The sequence below is a fragment of the Deinococcus sp. genome (assembly GCF_018260555.1).
GTDB lineage: Bacteria > Deinococcota > Deinococci > Deinococcales > Deinococcaceae > Deinococcus.
In genome coordinates this window covers 28,950-49,744 of record NZ_JAGLBB010000011.1, presented here as the reverse complement: position 1 = coordinate 49,744, position 20,795 = coordinate 28,950, and the positions used below count along the sequence as shown (strand labels likewise).

Sequence of the window (20,795 nt, the reverse complement as noted above, 5' to 3'; positions counted from 1 at the left end):
GACCTTCATGTCCGCGCCTCCCGGGACGATTCGTACCCGCCAGCCCGTATAATGTGCGGGTTATGCGCATGGTGACGGTAGGAACGCGCGGCAGTACTCTCGCGCTCGCACAGACCCAGTGGGTGGTTGGCCGCCTGAAGGAAGAATGGCCGGACACTGACTTCCGCATTCAGACCATCAGCACGAAAGGCGACCGCAACCGCGGCAGCCTCGCGGCCATGGCCCAGAAGGGCGATAAGGGCTTCTGGATCACCGAGATCGAGGAGGCCCTGACGGCAAAACGCATCGATATTGCCGTGCATTCTCTCAAGGACCTGCCCACCGAGCAGCCCGAAGGCCTGGAAATCAGTTCCATTCCTCGCCGCGTGGACGCCCGCGACGTCCTGATCGGCAAGGAAGGCCGTAAACGCCTCGCGGACCTGCCGCACGGCGCGCGCATCGGAACTAGCAGCGTGCGCCGCAAGGCCTTCTTGCTGTCGTACCGCCCGGACCTTCAGGTCGTGGACCTGCGCGGCAACATCGACACGCGCCTCGCCGCGCTGGCGGGCGACGAGTACGACGCCATCATCCTGGCCGCCGCCGGACTGATCCGCACCGAGATGCGCCACCGCATCGACGAGTTCGTGGAGCCCGACATCATGCTGCCCGCTCCCGGCCAGGGGGCTCTGGCCCTGGAGACCCGCTCGGACGACGACCTGACCATCGAGGTCGCGTACGCCATTCATGACCACACCACCGACGACCGCATCACCGCCGAGCGCGAATTCCTCGCGGGCCTCGGCGCGGGCTGCATGGCCCCCGTCGGCGCGCACGCCAGCGTCAAGGGCGGCATTCTGACCCTGGAAGGCTGGGTCGCGGCGCTGGACGGCTCGCAGGTCATCCGCGCGACCACGCAGGGCGACCCGGGCGAGTGCGCCGACATGGGCGCCGAACTGGCGGGCGACATGCTCAGCCAGGGCGCCCAGGCCCTGATCGACGCCGCCCACAGCTGAAGGCGCAGAAAAGGCCCGCCGCCGCTGGCCCTCCGGAAAGGTGGAGGGTCACCGGGACGCGCTTGCTCTAGCATCACGGGCATGTCCACCCCTCCCAGACTTGCGGTCATCCACACGGGCGGCACCATCGCCAGCCGTCCCAGCCCGGACGGGCGCGGCCTGACACCCCAGCAGGCGCCCAGCGTACCGGGCTTGGGCGGGGTACCGGGCCTGGACGGGGTGCAGGTCCGTGACGTGCAGCCGTTCAGCCTGCCCAGCCCGCACATGACCCCGGCGCACATGGGGCAACTGGCCGCGCTGATCGAGGCGCTCGCCCCGGACCATGACGGCATCGTGGTCACGCACGGCACCGACACCCTGGAGGAGACGGCGTTCGCGCTGCACCTGATCCTGAACGTGCCGGTCCCGGTCGTCCTGACCGGCAGCATGCGCCACGCCGAGGAAATCAGCTGGGACGGCCCGGCCAACCTGCTTGACGCCGCGCACGTCGCCCTGCACCCCAGCAGCCGCGAGCGTGGGCCGCTCGTGGTGATCGGCGGGGACATCTTCGACGCGCGGACCGTCACCAAGATCCACACGACCGCCGTGGACGCCTTCGGTGGGTACCCCGGTCCCATCGGCCGCATCGACCGCCAGGGCCGCACGCCCCGGGTCCATTACTTCGCGCGGCCCGAACCGCGCGCCACGTACCGCCCCGCGCACCTGAACGCCCGCGTGGAAATCCTGTACGCCTACGCCGGCTGGACCGGCGAGGGCTACGCCGGGGCCGCCGCGCGCGCCGACGGGCTGGTCATCGCGGCCCTGGGCACCGGGAACCTCCCAGCCGAACTGCTGCCCCTGATCCAGAACACCGGCAAACCCGTGGTGATCGCCACCCGCACGCACGCCGGGCCGGTTCTGCCTGTGTACGGCTACGCGGGCGGCGGCGCGACCCTGGTGAAGGCCGGCGCGATTCCCGCCAGTTTCCTGAACGCCCACAAGGCCCGGCTGCTGCTGCTGATCCTGCTGGGCCAGGGCCTGACGCGAGAGCAGATCCGCGCGGTGTTCGAACGCGACGAGTTCTGACGGGAATCCCCACCCCCCACGGCAGCGCCCCCACCCCGTGGCTGGGTAGGGCCACGGGGTGGGGGCGCTGGCCGCCTGCTTACGCGAGGTCGAGACGGATCAGGAAGCGGCCGCAGCTGGGGCACTTCACGGGCGGCAGTTTGCCCAGCGCGGCTTTCTGCTGCACGTTGACGGGCAGCATGACGTTGCAGCCGCTGCAGCGTCCGGCCTTGATCTCCACGACGCCCAGGCCCTTTTTCGCGCGGCGGATCATGTCGTACTCGCGCACGGTGCGGGCGTCGAGTTCCCCGGCCAGGCGGGCGCGTTCCTGACGGTCGGCCTCGCCCTGGGCGCGCAGGTCCTGCACGCGGGCGTCGTCGTGCTCTTCGAGGGTGTTCAGGGTGGGGCGCAGCGCGCGGTGCTGGGTGCGCAGCTGGTCGGCGCGTTCGTTCAGTTCGCGCTGGCGCTCACGCAGCGGCACCAGGTCCTCTTCCATCTCGTCGGCGCGTTCGCTGAGCATCTGGATGCGGCTGCCGTACTGGGACTGCGCGCGGGCGTCGAAGGCGTTCTTCTCCTGTTCCTCCTCGGCGCGGGCGATCTGTTCACGCGTGCCAGCCAGGTCGAGTTCCTGCTGCCGGACGCGTTTATCGACGCCTTCAAGGGTGATCTCGGTGTCTTCAAGTTCGTTGTTCAGCCGTTCCTGCTCGGCGCGGGCGGCGCGCAGCTCGTCCGGAATATTGCTTTCCTCATCGCGCAGGCGATCAAGGTTCAGATCAAGTTCCTGAACGTGGTGCAGGCGGCGAAGGGGGGAAGAGTCACTCATCACCGGCAGTCTACCCCCCTGGCCCGGTGAAGGGCTCATACGGGCGCGGAGGCAGGCGCGTTCACTCCACGCCTACCTTCGGGCAGAAGTCGGCCATCACGCACGCCCCGCACGCCGGTCTGCGGGCTGTGCAGACCCGCCGCCCATGCAGGATCAGCGCGTGGTGCAGGAACACCCAGCGCCCGCGCGGGAAGAGCTTTTGCAGGTCCGCCTCCACCCGGTCCGGGTTGGTCTGCGCGCTCAGGGCCAGCCGCCGCGCCAGCCGCCCCACGTGCGTATCCACCGCAATGGCCGGGTACCCGAATGCGTTACTCAGGACCACGTTCGCCGTCTTGCGGCCCGCGCCGGGCAGCGCCACCACCGCCCCGAAATCATTCGGCACCTCGCCCGCGTGCCGCTCGACCAGCAGCGCCGCCAGCGCCGCGAGGTGGCGGGCCTTGCCCCGGAACAGCCCGATCCGGCGGATGAACGGCTCGATGTCCTCGGGCCGGGCGGCACTCATGGCGTGTGCGTCCGGGTACGCCCTGAACAGCGCGGGCGTCGCGGCGTTCACGCTCACGTCCGTCGCCTGAGCGCTCAGGACCGTCGCGACCAGCAGCTCGAACGGCGTGCTGAATTCCAGTTCCGTGCGGGCGTCCGGGTACAGCGATTCCAGCGCGCCCAGCACCTGCGGCGCCCGCGCCCGTGCGCCCACCGGCAGGCGCGCCGGAGCCGATCTGGAAGGACTGACCGGAGCGTTCAGAGCCATCGAGGGCGCCCCCCACTTCCCCTGATACGCACTCCGGGTGAACAGTTGCCACAGCCCACCCTGGACGGACTCGGAGAGCTGCCTCCGGGGGCGAGCAGGAGAGGAAGGGGTTCCGGCCGTGCAGTCGGCAACCCGTCGCCTGGGCGGGATGTGAACAAAGCAGACGCAATCCGTACGGGAGTCATCGCAGCCCACGCTACACCCACCGCCCCGCCGTTGTCCGCGCGGAACAGACGCGCGGAACAGACACGCACCTCCCGCAGGCCAGAGCGCGCCTGTAGCAGGTATCTCCATAGGTATCTGCACAGGTATGATGGACCGGTATGAGAACCCTTTCCCTCATCCTGGGCATCCTGGCGGCCATCGGCCTGGCGCTGGGTTTCCTGCCGTTACTGGGCTGGCTGAACTGGCTGTTCGTGCTGCCGCCCGCCGTGCTGGGCCTGATCTTCGGCTCGCTCGCCCGTGACCGCGGCGCCGTCACCCTGAACGCCGTGGTCGCCCTGCTCGGCGCGCTGCGCCTGATGCTGGGCGGCGGCCTGATCTGATCCGGACTCCGGGTTGAATAGGCTGCACAGACCATTCAATCCGAGCGGATGCGAGTGCGAAACAGACGGAATCCGTATGATCCGGACCCCGGCGCAGTGGTGGGCACCAACCGTTCCTTCCGGCTGCGTGAGCCCCGCCCGCATGCCCCGCATACTTGCGCGGTCCGGAAGGCTCTGCTACTCTGCATGCGCTCGTGCCCCGCGCACGCAGTCCCGGGGTCCTTAGCTCAGTTGGTAGAGCATCGGTCTCCAAAACCGAGGGTCGTAGGTTCAAGTCCTGCAGGGCCCGCCAAGAAAGCAAACGCCCCCGCCATGTGTGGGGGCGTTTTTGTTCTCATACGGAGTCCGATTGATTCGGTGTAGTTCTGAATCAATCCGAGCGGATGCTAGGAGGAACAGCCTACGGCCCTTCGCGGTATGGAGCCGCAGTCCGTATGAGGTCAGCCCTTTTGAGGGGTGGAGAGGGCGTCTCGCAGCCACGCCTGGAATTCCGGCAGGGCCCGGTCGTACTGCAAGGCGATGATTTCCGGCACCTCGTAGGGGTGCAGGGCCTTGATGCGCGCTTCAAGGGCCGGGTACTGCTCGCCGTTGGTCTTGATCAGCAGCAGGCTCTCGGGGTCCTCGGCAACCTCGCCCTGCCAGCGGTACACGCTGAGCAGGCCGGGAACGACGTTCACGCAACCGGCCAGATGCTCGGAGACGAGGGTGCGGGCCAGGTCATGCGCCCGTTCGGGGGGAAGGGTGACCAGAACGACGAGTGACATAGTGCCTCAGCATACTCCGGGCCTTGGGGTCGTCGGCCGGCGGGGGGCGTGTGTGAATATTCCCACAACCCGCCGCGCGAACTCTCATGAAGGCGGGGTGTTAGGGTGAGGGTATGCGGACCACTGTCCTGATTATCGTGCTGGTATTACTCGCTATTTTTGCCATGCTGAACACCAATTCTCTGATGTTCCCCCACACGCTGAGCCTGGGCTTCGTGACGTACCGGCAGGTGCCGATCGGACTGATCCTGCTGATCGTGGCGGCGCTGTGCACGCTGCTGTTCTACTTCTGGGCGGGCATCGCCGGACTGCGGGCGCAGGCGGACAGCGCCAAGCTGCTGCGTGACATGGAGGCCCTGCGCCTGAGCCTGGACCAGCAGGAAGGTAACCGGTTCGCGCTGCTGCAGTCGCACCTGGACGAGCGGTTCGGGGCGCTGGAAGGAGCGCGCGGCGATGCGGGCGCGGGCGTAAGCGCCCTGGCCAGCCGGGTGGACGCCCTGCAAAAGGACATGAATCTGCAACTGGCACAGATGGACGATTACCTGAAAAGCAAGCTGGGCTGAGTGTTCACCGACTGAGCGCCCATGACCAGAGTGTAGGGAAGGACGGCCACACACGGCGCGAGCCCCCTGGCCTGACGCGCCGGGTGTTCTGTTGAACCCGGTGCAAACTCTTGTGGGGTCTGCTACTAGAATGCGCAGGTAGGGATGTAGATCAGGGAGGACTCACAGAATGGCGCTTGACCGATTTTTCCGCCGCCGCCGTCCCCAGCAGCAGACCGGCGCGGACGTGCCCGACCTGTGGACCCAGTGCCCCAGCTGCAAAGAGGGGCTCTATAACCGTGAACTGCAAGCCAACACCTTCGTGTGCCCCAAGTGCGGACACCACCTGCGCCTGGACGCCTCGCAGCGCGTGCAGGTCCTGCTGGACGAGGGCAGCTTCGTGCAGTTGTCCGGCGCGGTGCACCCCACCGACGCCCTGGCCTTTCAGGACACCGAGAGTTACCTGGACCGGCTCAAACGCGCGCAGCAGAAAACCGGACGTCCGGACGCCATCCTGACCGGCACCGGTACCGTTCTGGGCGTGCCCGTGACGCTGGCCGTCATGGACTTCGCCTTTTCTGGCGGCAGCATGGGCAGCGTCGTCGGTGAAGAGATCGCGCGCGCCGCAGAGCACGCCGCCCGGCACGGCACGCCGCTGGTCATCGTGACCGCCAGCGGCGGCGCCCGCATGCAGGAAAGCGCGCTGTCGCTGATGCAGATGGCCAAAACCACCGTCGCTCTTGAGACGCTCGCCGAGCAGGGCCTGCCGTACGTGAGCGTCCTGACCGACCCGACCACCGGCGGCGTGACCGCCAGTTTTGCCACCATCGCTGACGTGATCCTCGCCGAGCCCGGCGCGCTGATCGGCTTCGCGGGGCCGCGCGTGATCCAGCAGACCATCCGTCAGAGCCTCCCGGACGGCTTTCAGCGGGCCGAGTTCCTGCTGTCGCACGGCATGGTGGACGCCGTCGTGGACCGGCGCGAGCAACGCGCGTACCTGGCGTCGCTGCTGGGCCTGCTGACCCGGCGGGAGGCGCGCGCGTGACCACCAACCCCACCAGCCTCGACACCCTGAATGAACTCGAGGCGCGCGTGCACGACCTGGAAGTCACGGCCCGCAACACCGGCCAGAACCTCGACGCGGCCATCACCCCCCTGCGGGCCGAGGTGGACCGCCTGCGCGCCGCCCACACACCCGCCCCGAAGGCCGCCCTGACCCGCTGGGAGCGCGTACAACTGGCCCGTGCGCCCGGCCGCCCTACCGCCCTGGATTACGTGGAGCACCTGTGCACCGAGTTCACGGAACTGCACGGTGACCGCCGCTACGGCGACGACCCCGCCCTGATCGGCGGTCCCGCCCGCTGGCAGGGCGTGCCCGTCATGCTGCTGCTGCAACAGAAGGGCCGCGACACGAAAACCAAGATCAAACGCCGCTTTGGCAGCGCCAACCCCGAAGGCTACCGCAAGGCCGTGCGCCTGATGGACCTGGCCGATAAGTTCGGTCTGCCCGTCGTGGCGCTCGTGGACACCCAGGGCGCGTACCCGGGCCTGGAAGCCGAGGAGCGCGGCCAGGGCTGGGCGATTGCCGAGAGCATCCGCCGCATGCTGAACCTGCGCGTGCCGGTCGTGAACGTCGTGATCGGCGAGGGCGGTTCCGGCGGCGCGCTCGCCATCGCCGTGGGCAACCGCGTCCTGATTCAGGAGAACGCCTGGTACTCCGTGATCTCCCCAGAAGGTGCGGCCAGCATCATCTGGAAGGACGCCAGTAAGGCCCCCCTGGCCGCCGAGGCGCTGCGCCTGACCGCCCCGGACCTGCTGGAACTCGGGATTGTCGAGGAAGTCATCCCGGAACCCACCGGCGGCGCGCACCTGAATCCCCAGCAGGCCGCCCACGCGGTCGGCGAGGCTGTGACCCGCCACCTGCGCGACCTGATGGCGCAGTCACCCGCCGATCTGAAATCCGGGCGCGCCGCCCGCTTCCGCCGCCTGGGCGCGTACACCGAAACGACCTGACGCCCACACCACTGGCTGGGGCCACGCGCTGAAGGGTGTGCGGCCCCGCTGCCACACCGGACGCGACCTCAGCCGAGCACGTCGAGTTCCTGCACGCCGCTCAGGAATTCGCGCTGGGGATGCTCGTCCGGGTCGAAGGCCCGGTCGCCCTCGGTGGGCGTGACGCTCAGGGACGCGAAGTCGAACAGACTGGGGTCCATCAGGTGGCTGGGTGTCACGCGGGTCAGGGCGCGGGCGATGTTCGTCAGGCGGCCCGGATGCTCGCGTTCCCAGCCGGCCAGCATCTCGCCGACGACCCGGCGTTGCAGGTTCTCCTGACTGCCGCACAGGTTGCAGGGAATGATCGGAAAGGCGCGCACCTGCGCGTAGCGGATGATGTCCGCCTCGGGCACGTAGGCCAGGGGACGGATCACGACGTTCGTGCCGTCGTCACTCTGGAGTTTGGGCGGCATGGCTTTCAGGCGCGCGCCGAAGAACAGATTCATGAACAGCGTTTCTAGGATGTCGTCGCGGTGGTGGCCCAGCGCGACTTTCGTGGCGCCGATCTCGCGGGCGTGCCGGTACAGCGCGCCCCGGCGCAGGCGGCTGCACAGCGCGCAGGTGGTCTTGCCAGCCGGGGTTTTTTCCCTGACCACGCGGTACGTGTCCTGCCGGATCAGGGTGTGCGGCACGCCCAGCGCGCTCAGGTACCGGGGCAGCACGTCGGTCGGGAAGCCCGGCTGCCCCTGGTCGAGGTTCACGGCGATCAACTCGAACGGCACGGGCGCCTTGCGTTGCAGGTGCAGCAGCACGTCCAGCAGCGTGTAACTGTCCTTGCCGCCCGACAGGCAGACCATCACGCGGTCGCCGTTCTCGATCATGCGGTAGTCACTGACGGCCTGCCCGGCGGCCCGGACGATGGGAGCCAGCCAGCGGGTCGTGTCGGCGGGTGTGGGGGCCGCTGCGGTAGGGGCCACTGCTGTAGGGGCCGCTGGTGTGGGCGTCGCGGCCGTCACGCTGGTGGGGGCGCTGGGGGCAAGGGCGGTCTGGGTCATGGTCCGTGGGTTCCCACAGGGGAGTGCCCGCATGGTACCCGCTGCCGGACCCCGCCCGGCCACGGCCCACTGCCGCGCTCCCGGATAAGCAATGCCGAATGCGCGTTGCCGCCTCACGCTTTGGGAGGACGTGACATGCCGGGCGGCGCGGGCATACTGCCCGGTATGACGGCCCCCCAGCTGCCGCCCGCCCCGGTCCATGCGGGCCCAGTCCATGCGGCCCCAGTCCGTGCGGCTCAGAGCCTCCTACGCATTCCGTCTGTGTGGCCTTCCATCCGCCCGTGCGCCGGGTGGTTCGCTCCACGCCGGGAACCCGTTTCCCTCCTACTCGCCCCGCGGCGCGGCCCTCCGAGTCCGGTCGGGTTGAACGTGTTGAGAAGCCATTCAACCCGGGCCCGTATCAGGCTCATGAGTGGCGTGGGTCCGGACCGTGACGTGCATCCCCTGATCGGCGCGCCGCGCCCGCTAGAGTGGACCGGATGAAGTTCTTCAATGTCCTGGGTGGCGTCCTGCTGATCGGTGCGGCGGGGGTGGGCGGCGCGTGGTACGCCTGGGGCCGCGACCTGCCCAGCGTGTCGGACCTGGACGTGCTGGAGTACAGCGGGCAGACCCGCGTGTACGACCGGGCAGGCAGTCTGGTGGGCACGCTGTCGCCCAGCCTCAGCAGCGGCGGCAGCGTGAACCGCAACCTGCTGAAATCCTCGCAGATCAGCCCGTGGCTTCAGAAGACCGTGGTGACCAGCGAGGACCGCCGCTTCTACCAGCATCACGGCGTGGATTACATTGGCATTGTGCGCGGGCTGGTCAAGGGCGTCCTGCACAACGACCTGGAGGGCGGCAGTTCCATCACGCAGCAGGTCGTGAAGAACACCCTGCTGGCCGACCTTCAGGGTGCCCGCACCCCGGAACGCAAGTTCAAGGAGGCCATCCTGGCCTTCCAGCTGGAACGCAACTTCAACAAGGACCAGATCCTGAACGCGTACCTGAACGTCATCTACTGGGGAGACGGCGGCAACAGCGACATCATCGGGGCGGCCGGCGCGGCGCACGCGTACTTCCGCAAGGAGCCGGGCGAACTGAACCTCGCCGAGAGCGTCTACCTGAGCACCCTGATTCCTGCCCCGAACAGCCGCTACCGGAGTTTCCAGGCGTACCGGCCACTGATGAAGGACCTCCTGACGCGCATGGTCGAGGACGGGAAGGTCACGCAGGCCGAGGCAGACGCCGCCTGGAAGACCCCGATCTACCCGGCCGGGTGGCGCATCGGCTGGAACGACGACGGCAGCCTGCGCTCGGCCGTGCTGGAACGCCCCTCACGCCTCGGGGAGAACCTGTCGCTGCTGGAGGGCGTGCGCCGCTACCCCAACCAGTACTACCTGCAGGCCGTCGAGAAGGAACTGCTGCCCATCATCGGCCGCAAGGCGCTGTACGCGGGCGGGCGCATCTACACCGGCATGAGCGCCCAGGCGCAGGCGGCGGCCGAGCAGGCCAGCCGCAGCGCCGAACTGCCGGACGGCGCGACGCTGGGCGTGGCCCTGGTCCGCCCGGACAGCGGCGAGGTGCTGGCCCTGGTGGGGCAAAAACTCACGGACGCCCGCCCCGACGACTGGAACAACGCCACGCAGGCCCGGCGGCAGGTGGGCAGTTCCATCAAGCCGCTGCTGTACACCATGGCGCTGCAACGAGGCTGGAAGCAGAGCGACACGGTCCTCGACGCGCCCATCAGCGGCACGTACCAGCCCATGAACTACGACCGCCGCTGGACCGGACGCTACGTGACCATGCGGTACTCGCTGGACCACAGCCTGAACCTACCCACCGTGCGCATCGGTCAGGAACTCGGCGTGCCCGCCTTCGAGGCGAAACTGCGCGAACTGGGCCTCACGCCACCCGCCGAGGGGGGCCTGTCGCTGACCATCGGCACGCTGGAAGCCAGTCCATTGCAGATGGCCGCCGCGTACGCCTCCTTCGCGAACGGCGGCCTGTACTACGCGCCCACCCTGGTCCGCAAGGTCGAGGACCCCCGCGGCAAGGTCCTGTACGCCCGCCCCGCCCCGAATCCCCGCCGCGTCTGGGACGCCCAGACCGCCTGGGTGGGCCTGGACATGCTGCGCGGCGTCGTGAACGACCTGACGGCCGCCCAGGGCGGCCTGGCCACCCGCGCGCAGATTCCGGGCTGGCCGGTCGGCGGGAAGACCGGCACCACCAACGACATCAAGGACCTGTGGTTTGCCGGCGTGACTCCCACCGTCGCCGGAGCCGTCTGGGTGGGCCGCCAGGAGGGTGGGTCGCTGCCGCCTTGGGCGTACAGCGGCGAGATTCCCACGCCCGTCTGGCAGCAGGCCGTTTCCGGGGCACTCCAGGGGCAAGCAGGGGTGACGTTCCGGGAACCGCCGGGCATCACGTACCGCGTGGTGCGGCAGGTCACCATGGCCTTCCGCGAGACGGAAGCCGACCAGGACCCCATGGCCCGCGACGGCAGCGGGGGCGGGAGCCGCAGCAGTGGCTCCCCGCGCCGCAGCGACTCCCCTCAACCCGCCCCCACCCAGACGCCGGATGCGCAGACGCCGGATGCACAGACGCCGGATGCACAGACGCCGGATGCACAGACGCCGGACCCGCAAGTACCAGATGCCGCCTCGCAGGACGGCCTGCCCCTGGATGGATCGTCGCCGGAAGCAGGCGGGCAGAGCTTCCCGGACCCCGCCGCGCCGGCGCCGCAGCCTGAGCCTGCCCCGGTCCCGGACCCCAGCGTGCCGGCGCCGAACGAACTGGTCCCGCTGCCCGGTTCTCCGGACCCAGCGCCGACCGAGATTCAACCCCTGAACTGAGCGCACACAGACCAGCTTCCCGCATCAAGTGCCCGCTCCGCTCGCCTGATACGGACTGATTCGGTGTAGTGCCGAATCAGTCCGTATCAGGCCGGGGGCGGGTCAGTCGCGTCGGGGTGGGCGGCCGCCCCGGTCCCCGCCGGGGCGGGGCGCGCGGGCTTCGCGTGGGGCGATCTTGCCCTCGAGTTCCGGGCGGATCAGGTCGATCTTGCCTCGGTCGTCGATTCCGGCGATCTTCACGCGCAGGGTGTCGCCGACGTTCAGCACGTCCTCGACGGCGCCTACGCGTTCCTCACTCATCTGGCTGATGTGCAGCATGCCGTCCTGGCCGGTGTACAGGTTCACGAACGCCCCGAACGGCGTGGTTTTCACGACCGTGCCGTCGAATTCCTCGCCGACTTTCGCCTCGCGGGTGATGCTCTCGATCTTCGTTTTCACGGCCTCGGCGGCGCTGCCGTCGGCGCTGAAGATCCGCACGGTGCCGTCCTCCTCGACCGTGACCTGCGCGCCCATGGCCTCGAGTTCGCGGATCTGCTTCCCGCCGGGCCCGATGACCTTCCCGATCAGTTCCGGGTTGATCTTGAGGCTCACGATGCGCGGCGCGGTGGGGCTCAGTTCCGCGCGGGGCGTGGACAGCACCTCGGCCATCTTGCCCAGGATGTGCAGGCGGCCGTCGCGGGCCTGCGCGAGCGCTTCACGCATGACCTGCGGGGTGATGCCGCCCACCTTGATGTCCATCTGCAGGGCCGTGACGCCCTCGGCGGTGCCGCAGACCTTGAAGTCCATGTCACCCAGCGCGTCTTCCAGGCCCAGAATGTCGGTCAGAACGCGGTACTTCTCGCCTTCCATCACGAGGCCCATCGCCACGCCCGCGACCGGGGCCTTGATGGGCACGCCGGCGTCCATGAGGGCCAGCGTCCCGGCGCACACGGTCGCCATGGAGGAGCTGCCGTTGGATTCCAGTACCTCGCCCACGAGTCGGATCACGTACGGGAACTCCTCGAAGGTCGGCAGAACGGCGCGAATGGCACGTTTGGCGAGGTTGCCGTGCCCGATTTCGCGGCGGGACTGCCCGCCCATGCGCTTGACTTCGCCCGTGGAGTACGGCGGGAAGTTGTAGTGCAGCATGAACTTGTCGTTCTCGTCGGTGGTCAGGTCGTCTACCAGCAGGTTGTCACGCTCGGTGCCTAGCGTCGCCACGCCCAGCACCTGCGTCTCGCCGCGCGTGAAGATCGCGCTGCCGTGCGCGCGGGGCAGGGGGCGGGCTTCGATCCAGATGGGCCGGACGGTCCGGCTGTTGCGGCCGTCGGCGCGCAGGTCGTCTTCCAGGATCAGGCGGCGCAGTTCCTGCTTCTCGACCTTCCCGAACGCCGCTTTCAGGGCCTGGATCTGCTCGGCGGCGCCCTCGGCGTCTGCGTCGGGCACGCGCGCGGCGATCACGGCGTCACGCACGGCCTTCGTGCGAATCCCGCGGTCTTTCTTCTTGACGGTCAGCAGCGCGTCGCGCAGCCCGGCGGCGCGGGCGGCTTCGGCCACCTCGGGCACCAGATCGGTGCTCAGGTCACCCTCGGCCAGGATGTTGAACTTCTCCTGACCCAGTTCGGCGCGCATGGTCTCGATCAGGTCGATGACGCCCTGCATGCCCGCGTGCGCGAACTCGATGGCCGCCACGAGGTCCTCCTCGCTGGCGTTCTGCGCGCCCGCCTCGACCATCATCACGGCGTCGCGCGTGCCCGCCACCACGAGGTCCAGGGTGCTGCGCTGCATCTGATCGGTGGTGGGGTTCAACACGAACTGCCCGCCCACCTGACCCACGCGCACGCAGGCGGTCGGGCCGCCCCAGGGAATGTCGCTGATGCTCAGCGCCGCCGACGCCCCGATGGGCCCCAGCACGTCCGGCAGGTTCTGCTGATCGGCGCTGATGACCGTGATGATCACCTGCGTCTCGTGACGGTAGCCCTTGGGGAACAGCGGGCGGATCTGCCGGTCCGTGATGCGCGCCGACAGGATCGCCTTCTCGCCGGGGCGACCCTCACGGCGGTGGAACGACCCGGGAATCTTCCCGACGGCGTAGTGACGCTCCTCGAACTCCACGGTCAGCGGCAGGAAATCCAGCGCGCTGCGCTCCTCTCGCGCCTGCGCCGTCACCAGCAGCATGGTGTCCCCGTAGCGCAGGGTCACGCTGCCACTGACCAGTTTGGCCAGTTTGCCCGTCTCGATGCTCAGTTCCCGGTCACCCAGCATCGTCTTGTAAGTCTTTCCGATCATAAGGGGCAGTCTATCCCGCCCGGAGCGGCCCACACCGCAGCCTGACGCCTCCCGTCACCCTCCCTTCATGCACGCGGCGCGCGCCTTGAGTTCCCGGCCCGCGTGGGTGGATAGTGCGCCGTATGAGTACCGATAAGTCTGGTTCCGTTCCAAGGTTCGGTCTGGGAACGTTCCGCCTGAAGGATCAGGTCGTGATGGATTCCGTGCGTGACGCGCTGGACGTGGGCTACCGCGCCATCGATACCGCGCAGGGCTACGGGAACGAGGCCGAGATCGGTGAGGTGCTCGCCGAGAGCGGCATTCACCGTGACGAACTGTTCATCACCACCAAGATCAAACCCGACAACTACGGCCGCAGCAGTCTGGTCGCCAGTCTGCAGGACAGCGTGGAGAAACTGGGCGTGGAAGCGGTGGACCTGACCCTGATCCACTGGCCCGTCCCGAACGGCCCGGTCAAGCCCGAGGAGTACCTGAAAGCCCTGGCGGACGCGCTCGACCAGGGCCTGACCCGGCAGATCGGCGTGTCGAACTTCAACATCGAGGGTCTGAAGCAGGCGCGCGCGATTCTGGGTGACGTGCCCATCGCCACGAACCAGGTGGAGATCCACCCGTACCTGCAAAACCGCCGCCTGGCGGAGTTCGCACGCGGCGAGGGCCTTCACCTGACGTCGTACATGACGCTGGCCGTCGGGAAGGTCATGGACGACCCCACCCTGCAGGCCATCGCCCGCGCGCACCGCGCCACGCCCGCGCAGGTGGCGCTCGCCTGGGCGCTGGCGCAGGAGTACTCGGTGATTCCGTCGAGCACCAAACGCAGGCACCTGGAAAGTAACCTGGGCGCCCTGACCCTGCGCCTGACCGACGAGGACATGCAGCGCATCGCTGGGCTGGAACAGGGCGAGTCCGCACGACTGGCGAACCCCGAGAGCGCCCGGCCCATCTGGGACTGACCGCCCCGCCGCAAGGGGCCAGAGGGCCAGGCGCAGATGGTCAAGGGAAGAGGGGCCGGTGGACCGGATTCCCAGCGTTCCTTCAGGTGAACGGTACCCGGACCTTCATGTGACCCTGCCAGAATGCCTGGCATGTCCATCAAACAATCGACTGACCTGTCCACTCTCCAGAAGACTGCTCTGATCACGGCTGGCGTGGTGCAGGCGGGCCTGTTCGCTGCGGCGTGGGCTGACCTGAGCCTGCGCCGCCCGGAGGCCGTGAACGGCAGCAAGAAGGCCTGGCGGGCGGGGCTGTTCGTGAATACGCTGGGGCCACTGGCGTACCTTGCGCGGGGCCGCAAGGTCAGCGCGTGGACGGAAGCGGACGTGCCCGACCAGACCGGGAAGGTCGTGATCGTGACCGGCGCCAACAGCGGCCTGGGCCTGGAGACCTCGCGGGTGCTCGCCCTGCGCGGCGCGACCGTGATCATGGCGTGCCGGAACGCGCAGAAGGCGGAGAAGGCCGCTGCGGGCATCCGCGCCCTGAACCCGAAAGGCGAACTTGTCCTGATGACCCTCGACCTGGGCGACCTGGACTCCGTGAAGGCCTTCGCGGACGCCTTCCGGGCGCGCTACGACCGCCTGGACATCCTGGTGAACAACGCCGGGATCATGGTGCCCCCGCTGGGCCGCACCGCGCAGGGCTTCGAGACGCAGTTCGGCGTGAACCACCTGGGTCACTTTGCCCTGAGCGCCGCGCTGATGCCGCTGCTGGAGCGCACGGCGGGCGCGCGGGTCGTGACGGTCAGCTCCACGGCGCACCGCTTTGGGCAACTGAACCTCGCGGACGTCAACTGGCAGGTGCGGCCCTACGCGCCCATGCCCGCCTACGGGCAGAGCAAACTCTCGAACCTGCTGTTCACGTACGAACTGCAGCGTCGCCTGCGCGCCGCCGGGAAGGACGTGCTGGCCGTCGCCGCGCACCCCGGCTGGGCAGCCACGGGGTTGCAGGGCGACAGTCGCGGCTCGAACCTCACCAACCGCCTGTTCGCGCAGCCGCAGGCCGCAGGCGCGCTGCCCAGCCTGTACGCCGCGACCGCACCGGACGTGGCCGGCGGCGCGTTCTACGGCCCCAGCGGCCTGCTGGAACTCGGCGGGAACCCGGCGCGCGTGTCCTCGAACAAACGCTCGCATGATCAGGAGGACGCCGCGAACCTCTGGACGCTGTCCGAACGGCTGACCGGCGTGACCTTCACCGTCTGATACGGACTCCGGGTTGAATGGGCTGCAAAGACCCTTCAATCCGTGCGGATGCGAGTGGAAACAATAGACGGATTCCGCGTAACTGCTCAGCACGATAAACACGGCAAAAAACGCTTGTTCCCGTTTTGTATGAGCATAATAGTTACTGCAAATCTGCCTTGGACGAACCAATTCGCCCATATCGGCAATTTCAGTCATTTGAAAGCAGCTTCTTAGCAATTTATAGGGCTGAATTCAGATTCTGAGCAATTTACCCTGCTGAGCAGTTACGATTCCGCAGTATGAAGCGGAATCCGTCTGATACGTCTGTTTCGCTGGTAACCCGGCGCCGTTCTGGGCTGGGCCCGCCACAGGTGGCAGGCCGTAGAGCCTGCTCCCTCCACTCCACCCGGCCCTCCCGGTGTGGTGCGCGGGCGGGTATGCTCGCGGTATGACCGCCCCCGACTCCCTTTCTCGTGATGTGCTGCTGACCTGCCCGCTGGACTGCCCGGACGCCTGCCGCCTGAAGGTCACGGTGGGCCGAGACACGCCGGGAGGGCCGGAGCGGATGCTGAAGGTGACGGGAGACGCCGCGCACCCGGTCACCAGGGGCTTTGCGTGCGCCAAGACCGTGCACTACCCGGCCCGCGCGAACCACCCGGAGCGTCCGCTGTACCCGCTGCGGCGCGTGAACGCGAAGACGGACGCCGAGCCGGTCTGGGAGCGCGTGACCTGGGAATCGGCCCTGGACGACATCGCTGCGCGGCTGCGCACGCTGCTCGACACGCGCGGGCCCGCGAGCGTCCTGCGGTACAACTACGCCGGTACGATGGGCCTGATGGAAGGCGCGCACGCGCAGGCCCTGTTCCGCGTGCTGGGCACCCCGGAACTCGATGAGACGATCTGCGCCACGGCCGGCACCGAGGCCTGGAGTCTGGGCTACGGCACCCGCTACGGCGTGGACCCTGCCGACGTGGCGCACGCCCGGCTGATCGTGCTGTGGGGCATTAATTCCCTCAGTACCAACAGTCACCTGACGCCGCACCTGACGGCGGCGCGCAGGGCGGGCGCGCGGATCGTGTGCGTGGACCCGTACCGGAACCGCACCGCCGCCTTCGCGGACGAGCACCTGAAGATCCGGCCCGGCACGGACGCCGCGCTCGCACTGGGCATCATGCATGAACTGTTCGCGCACGGCTGGACCGACGACGACTACATTGCGCAGGCCACCACCGGCATCGAGGAACTGCGCGGCGCGGCCCGCGAGTGGACGCCCGAACGGACCGCCGGGGTCACCGGGCTGGACGCGGACGTGATCCGCGCTTTCGCCCGCGCGGTCGGCACGACGCGGCCCACGTACTTCCGGGTGGGGTACGGCATGACCCGCCATGAACACGGCGGCACGAACCTGCGGGCCGTGACCCTGATTCCCGCCCTGACCGGCGACTGGCGCTGGCGGGGCGGCGGCTGCACCCTGAGTACCAGCGGGGCGTTCAAACTCAACCGCGCCCGCCTGGGGGCCGCGCACCTGATCCGCCCGGACGCGCCGCACGTGAACATGAACGAGTACGCGGGCGTCCTGCGGCCCGAACAGGGGCTGGGGGCCACGTTCATCTACAACTGCAACCCGGCGGTCGTCGCGCCGGACGCCGGGCGGGTCCGCGCCGGGTTGCAGCGCCCCGACCTGCTGGTCGTCGTGCTGGAACAGGCCATGACCGACACCGCCCGCCTGGCCGACTACCTGCTGCCCGCCACCACCTTCGCCGAGCACGCCGACGTGTACACCAGTTACGGGCATCATTACCTGGGCTACAACCCCGCCACGCTCGACGCCCCCGGCGAGGCCCGGCCGAACTCATGGGTGTTTCAGCAACTCGCGCGGAGGCTGGGCGTGACGGAACCCAGCGTGTACTGGACGGTGGACGACCTGCTGGCCGAGCTGCTGACCACCGACCAGCCCCTGCTCTCGGGCGTCACCCCCGAGCGACTGAAAGCCGAGGGCAGCGTCCGCCTGAACATCCCAGACGGCTTTCTGCCGTTCGCGCACGGCGCCGAGACGCCCAGCGGGCGGGTGCAGCTCAGCCCCGCGCCCGCGCACCGCGAACCCCTGGCGACGCTCAGCGCCGAGTACCCGGTGCGGCTGCTCACGCCGCCCGCGCATCACTTCCTGAACAGCACGTACGGCAACCTGCCCATCCTGACCCGCGCCGAGCGCGGCGAGCCGCACCTGCTCCTGCACCCCGAGGACGCTCGGGCGTCCGGCGTGCGCGACGGGCAGCTCGCCACGCTGACCAGCGAGGTCGGGAGTGTGCAGCGCCGCGTGAAGGTCACGGACGCCGCGCAGCCCGGCGCGGCCATCCTGGAAGGGACCTGGTGGGGTCTGGGCGCCCCGGACGGCCGCAGCATCAACGAGATCACCGCGCAGACCCTCACCGACCTGGGCGGCGGCAGCACCTTCCACAACACCCGCATCCGCATCGAGCCGGCCCGGGAATCCGCGCGGGGCTGAGACGGAATCCGATTGATTCGGTGCAGTTCCGATTGGGTCCGAGCGGACGCGAGCAGGCATAGCAGACGGCAGGCCGTATGGGCGATTACCCGCCGGCCAGCAGGGCCTTCCAGCCGTCCAGGTCCTCGCCGACCGTCAGGTGCTTCCCGGCCCGCACCAGCGGCAGGCGCAGCAGGTCCGGCTCTTCGATGACCTTGGCGATCATGCCGTCCTCGGTGGTGCGCAGGTAGGCGAGGTTGCTGCGTTCGTACGCCTTGCCGTTCAGGTCCAGCAGGGCGTTCAGGCCGAACTTCTGCACGAACCGCGCCAGTTCGCCGCGCGCGATGGGCCGTTCCTTGAGGTCCACGAAGTGAATCTTGACCTTGCGTTCCTTGAAGAACCGCTCGGCGGCGCGCGTCTCCTTGCTTTTGCGGGTGCCGAACACCTGTACCTGCAACTCACTCATGCCTCAAGTGTAGGGGGAGGCGGGACGCCGGGCCTCCGGCGCGGCCAGCGCCGCCTGCGTCCCGGCCTCTGCGCTCCGCTCTGTTAAGTACGTTGAAGCTCACAGTGCGAGATTCCGGGAAAGCGCCGGAACCTCTCCATTCCCGCTCCAACGTACTTTCTTCTGTTACGCGCTCCGCGCGGTTTATCTACAAGATCAACGCAGTGTACGTAGTGCCGCTCAGTTCGTGTAGAAGCCCAGGTCGCCGTCCCCGCCACTGACCGGCAGGCCCAGGTGGTCGTAGGCGTGCGCGGTGGCGACCCGGCCGCGCGGCGTGCGTTTGATGAAGCCCAGCTGAATCAGGTACGGTTCGTACACGTCTTCCAGGGTCAGGGCGTCCTCGCTGATGGCGGTGGCCAGGGTGTCCACGCCGACCGGGCCGCCCGCGAAGCGGTGAATCAGGGTTTCCAGGTATTTCTTGTCGCGGTCGTCCAGTCCGGCGCTGTCCAGGCCCAGGCGGTCCAGGGCGTCCTGCGCGCGGGGCAGGGCGATGGTGGTCTCGCCTGCCACGTCGGCGTAGTCGCGCACGCGCCGCAGCAGGCGCTTGGCGATGCGCATGGTGCCGCGGGAGCGCGCGCCGACTTCCAGGGCGGCGTCGTCGCTCAGACCGAAGCCCAGCAGACGGGCGTCACGGGTGAGGTTCAGGGCGATTTCCTCAGGCGTGTAGTACTCCAGGTGCTCGATAATCCCGAAGCGGCTGCGCATGGGCGCGCTGATCAGGCCGGGGCGGGTGGTGGCGCCAACCAGCGTAAAGCGCGGTAGCGGCAGTTCGATGGTCCGGGCTGCCGGTCCCTGGCCCAGCACGATGTCCAGCTTGAAGTCCTCCATGGCGGGATACAGGTGCTCCTCGGCCACGCGGCCCAGGCGGTGGATCTCGTCGATGAACAGCACGTCGCCCTCTTCCAGGCTGTTGGTGAGGATGGCCGCCAGATCGCCGGGTTTCTCGATGGCGGGTCCCGAGGTCACGCGGATGTTCACGCCCAGTTCGGTAGCGATGATGTGTGCCAGGGTGGTCTTGCCCAGTCCGGGCGGCCCGAACAGCAGAGTATGGTCCAGCGCTTCCTTGCGGCCCCGCGCGGCCTGCAGGTACACCCCGAGTTTGTCCTTGAGTTTCTCCTGACCCACGTACTCGGCCAGGGTCTTGGGACGCAGGGCAGCGTCGAGCGGTTCGGTCATAACAGAGAGTGTACCGCAACTTCGCTATCAGCGGAATACGGCCTGGACCGTCGGGCCTCCGCACCCCGGCCGGGCGTCATGGGGCCGCGTACGCCCGGATCAGTCCCGGCAGGTCACGGTCCAGCGTGCCGTCCACCACTGCTCCGTTGCCATACACCCGCACGAAGCGCCCCTGCCTGTCCACCACGCTCACCTGATCCCCGTGCAGCCGCGCCGCCATGCCCGCTTGTGCGTTCTGCTCGCTGCCCGCACCCTGCCCCGTGCCGTCCAGATGCGCGCCGTCCAGATGCGTGCCGTCCGGGTGCGTGGCGTCCAGATGCGCGCCGTGATCCCCGGCCGGCATGGGGGCCACGTTCGCCACGAACATCACCCGCGCCGCCTCGTCAATGGTGGCCGCCTTCCCGGTCAGGCCCGTGAATGCCGGATCGAAACGGTCCAGGTACGCGCGCACCACGGCCGGCGTGTCGTTCCCCGGGTCCACCGTGATGAACTGCACCTGCACCCGCGCGCGCTGCTGGGGCGACAGCGCCGCCACACTGTTCTTCAGGCTGGCCAGCGTCGCCGGGCACACGTCCGGGCAGCGCACGAACCCGTAGAACACCAGCCGCACCCGCCCGTCCGAGGCGGCCAGCGTCGTCGCGGTCCCCCGGTCGCTGACCAGCGGCAGCGGCGGCAGGGCCAGCGGCGTATCCAGCGCGTCCCCGCCCCGCACACCCGGCGACACCTGCCGGTACACCAGCAATCCCGCCAGCGCCGCCGCCACCACCAGAAGAACTGCCGTCACTCCCCGCCAGAACACCGTCATATCCGCCAGGATAGAGGAGAGGAGCGGGGCGACGTGTCCCACGGCA

Annotated in this window: 18 protein-coding genes and 1 tRNA gene; 11 read left to right on the top strand and 8 right to left on the bottom strand. The window is 68.8% G+C overall.

Annotation, left to right across the window (positions count from 1 at the left end; all coding sequences use genetic code 11):
• The first annotated feature begins 62 nt into the window (after positions 1-62).
• Together hemC and QZ271_RS03830 are read left to right on the top strand one after the other, a co-directional pair.
• Positions 63-992: a hydroxymethylbilane synthase gene (hemC, locus tag QZ271_RS03835; RefSeq protein WP_291429143.1), complete on the top strand. Its 930-nt coding sequence runs from the start codon at positions 63-65 to the stop codon at positions 990-992.
• An 81-nt stretch (positions 993-1,073) separates the two neighbouring features.
• The gene (locus QZ271_RS03830) at positions 1,074-2,057 is read left to right on the top strand and encodes an asparaginase (protein ID WP_291429141.1); all 984 of its coding nucleotides are present in this window, start codon (positions 1,074-1,076) and stop codon (positions 2,055-2,057) included.
• Between the two features lie 79 nt (positions 2,058-2,136).
• On the opposite strand, the gene QZ271_RS03825 is transcribed toward QZ271_RS03830, so the two are convergent.
• Together QZ271_RS03825 and nth are read right to left on the bottom strand one after the other, a co-directional pair.
• Positions 2,137-2,859 carry a zinc ribbon domain-containing protein gene (locus QZ271_RS03825; RefSeq protein ID WP_291429139.1) on the bottom strand — a complete coding sequence of 241 codons (723 nt, stop codon included), beginning with the start codon at positions 2,857-2,859 and terminating at the stop codon, positions 2,137-2,139.
• A gap of 61 nt (positions 2,860-2,920) precedes the next feature.
• Positions 2,921-3,607, bottom strand: a complete 687-nt coding sequence (nth, locus tag QZ271_RS03820) for an endonuclease III (RefSeq protein WP_291429137.1) — start codon at positions 3,605-3,607, stop codon at positions 2,921-2,923.
• Positions 3,608-3,930: 323 nt separating this feature from the next.
• On the opposite strand from nth, the gene QZ271_RS03815 reads away from it, so the two are divergent.
• Positions 3,931-4,152, top strand: coding sequence for a hypothetical protein (locus QZ271_RS03815; protein ID WP_291429136.1), 222 nt, complete (start codon positions 3,931-3,933; stop codon positions 4,150-4,152).
• Between the two features lie 216 nt (positions 4,153-4,368).
• A tRNA-Trp gene (locus QZ271_RS03810) sits at positions 4,369-4,444 on the top strand.
• Between the two features lie 148 nt (positions 4,445-4,592).
• Here the strand turns inward: QZ271_RS03810 and cutA are convergent.
• Positions 4,593-4,916, bottom strand: coding sequence for a divalent-cation tolerance protein CutA (gene cutA / locus QZ271_RS03805; protein WP_291429134.1), 324 nt, complete (start codon positions 4,914-4,916; stop codon positions 4,593-4,595).
• Between the two features lie 113 nt (positions 4,917-5,029).
• Between cutA and QZ271_RS03800 the strand changes: the two genes are divergently transcribed.
• The 3 genes from QZ271_RS03800 to QZ271_RS03790 all read left to right on the top strand — a co-directional run bounded on the left by QZ271_RS03800 (position 5,030) and on the right by QZ271_RS03790 (position 7,471).
• Positions 5,030-5,479, top strand: coding sequence for a LapA family protein (locus QZ271_RS03800; RefSeq protein WP_291429132.1), 450 nt, complete (start codon positions 5,030-5,032; stop codon positions 5,477-5,479).
• 169 nt (positions 5,480-5,648) lie between these two features.
• Positions 5,649-6,503, top strand: a complete 855-nt coding sequence (gene accD / locus QZ271_RS03795; RefSeq protein ID WP_291429118.1) for an acetyl-CoA carboxylase, carboxyltransferase subunit beta — start codon at positions 5,649-5,651, stop codon at positions 6,501-6,503.
• Entirely contained in the window at positions 6,500-7,471 is a 972-nt protein-coding gene (locus tag QZ271_RS03790; RefSeq protein WP_291429116.1) for an acetyl-CoA carboxylase carboxyltransferase subunit alpha, read from the top strand. Before accD ends, QZ271_RS03790 begins: the two co-directional genes overlap by 4 nt.
• Before the next feature lie 68 nt (positions 7,472-7,539).
• Here QZ271_RS03790 and ttcA read toward each other — a convergent pair whose 3' ends face one another.
• Positions 7,540-8,505, bottom strand: a complete 966-nt coding sequence (gene ttcA / locus QZ271_RS03785; RefSeq protein ID WP_291429115.1) for a tRNA 2-thiocytidine(32) synthetase TtcA — start codon at positions 8,503-8,505, stop codon at positions 7,540-7,542.
• Between the two features lie 479 nt (positions 8,506-8,984).
• Here ttcA and QZ271_RS03780 point away from each other — a divergent pair, with 479 nt between their 5' ends.
• Entirely contained in the window at positions 8,985-11,336 is a 2,352-nt protein-coding gene (locus QZ271_RS03780; RefSeq protein WP_291429114.1) for a transglycosylase domain-containing protein, read from the top strand.
• 102 nt (positions 11,337-11,438) lie between these two features.
• On the opposite strand, the gene pnp is transcribed toward QZ271_RS03780, so the two are convergent.
• Positions 11,439-13,604: a polyribonucleotide nucleotidyltransferase gene (pnp, locus tag QZ271_RS03775; RefSeq protein ID WP_291429112.1), complete on the bottom strand. Its 2,166-nt coding sequence runs from the start codon at positions 13,602-13,604 to the stop codon at positions 11,439-11,441.
• Positions 13,605-13,726: 122 nt separating this feature from the next.
• Between pnp and dkgB the strand changes: the two genes are divergently transcribed.
• From dkgB to QZ271_RS03760, 3 genes are all read left to right on the top strand, one after another.
• Complete coding sequence (gene dkgB, locus QZ271_RS03770) at positions 13,727-14,554, top strand: 2,5-didehydrogluconate reductase DkgB (protein ID WP_291429110.1); 828 nt, start codon at positions 13,727-13,729, stop codon at positions 14,552-14,554.
• Between the two features lie 132 nt (positions 14,555-14,686).
• Positions 14,687-15,796 carry an oxidoreductase gene (locus tag QZ271_RS03765; RefSeq protein WP_291429108.1) on the top strand — a complete coding sequence of 370 codons (1,110 nt, stop codon included), beginning with the start codon at positions 14,687-14,689 and terminating at the stop codon, positions 15,794-15,796.
• A 430-nt stretch (positions 15,797-16,226) separates the two neighbouring features.
• Positions 16,227-18,284: a molybdopterin oxidoreductase family protein gene (locus QZ271_RS03760; protein WP_291429106.1), complete on the top strand. Its 2,058-nt coding sequence runs from the start codon at positions 16,227-16,229 to the stop codon at positions 18,282-18,284.
• Positions 18,285-18,369: 85 nt separating this feature from the next.
• Here QZ271_RS03760 and QZ271_RS03755 read toward each other — a convergent pair whose 3' ends face one another.
• From QZ271_RS03755 to QZ271_RS03745, 3 genes are all read right to left on the bottom strand, one after another.
• Entirely contained in the window at positions 18,370-18,729 is a 360-nt protein-coding gene (locus QZ271_RS03755; protein ID WP_291429104.1) for an ArsC/Spx/MgsR family protein, read from the bottom strand.
• A 219-nt stretch (positions 18,730-18,948) separates the two neighbouring features.
• Positions 18,949-19,944, bottom strand: a complete 996-nt coding sequence (ruvB, locus tag QZ271_RS03750; protein ID WP_291429102.1) for a Holliday junction branch migration DNA helicase RuvB — start codon at positions 19,942-19,944, stop codon at positions 18,949-18,951.
• Positions 19,945-20,020: 76 nt separating this feature from the next.
• Complete coding sequence (locus QZ271_RS03745) at positions 20,021-20,749, bottom strand: SCO family protein (RefSeq protein ID WP_291429101.1); 729 nt, start codon at positions 20,747-20,749, stop codon at positions 20,021-20,023.
• Positions 20,750-20,795 lie beyond the last annotated feature (46 nt).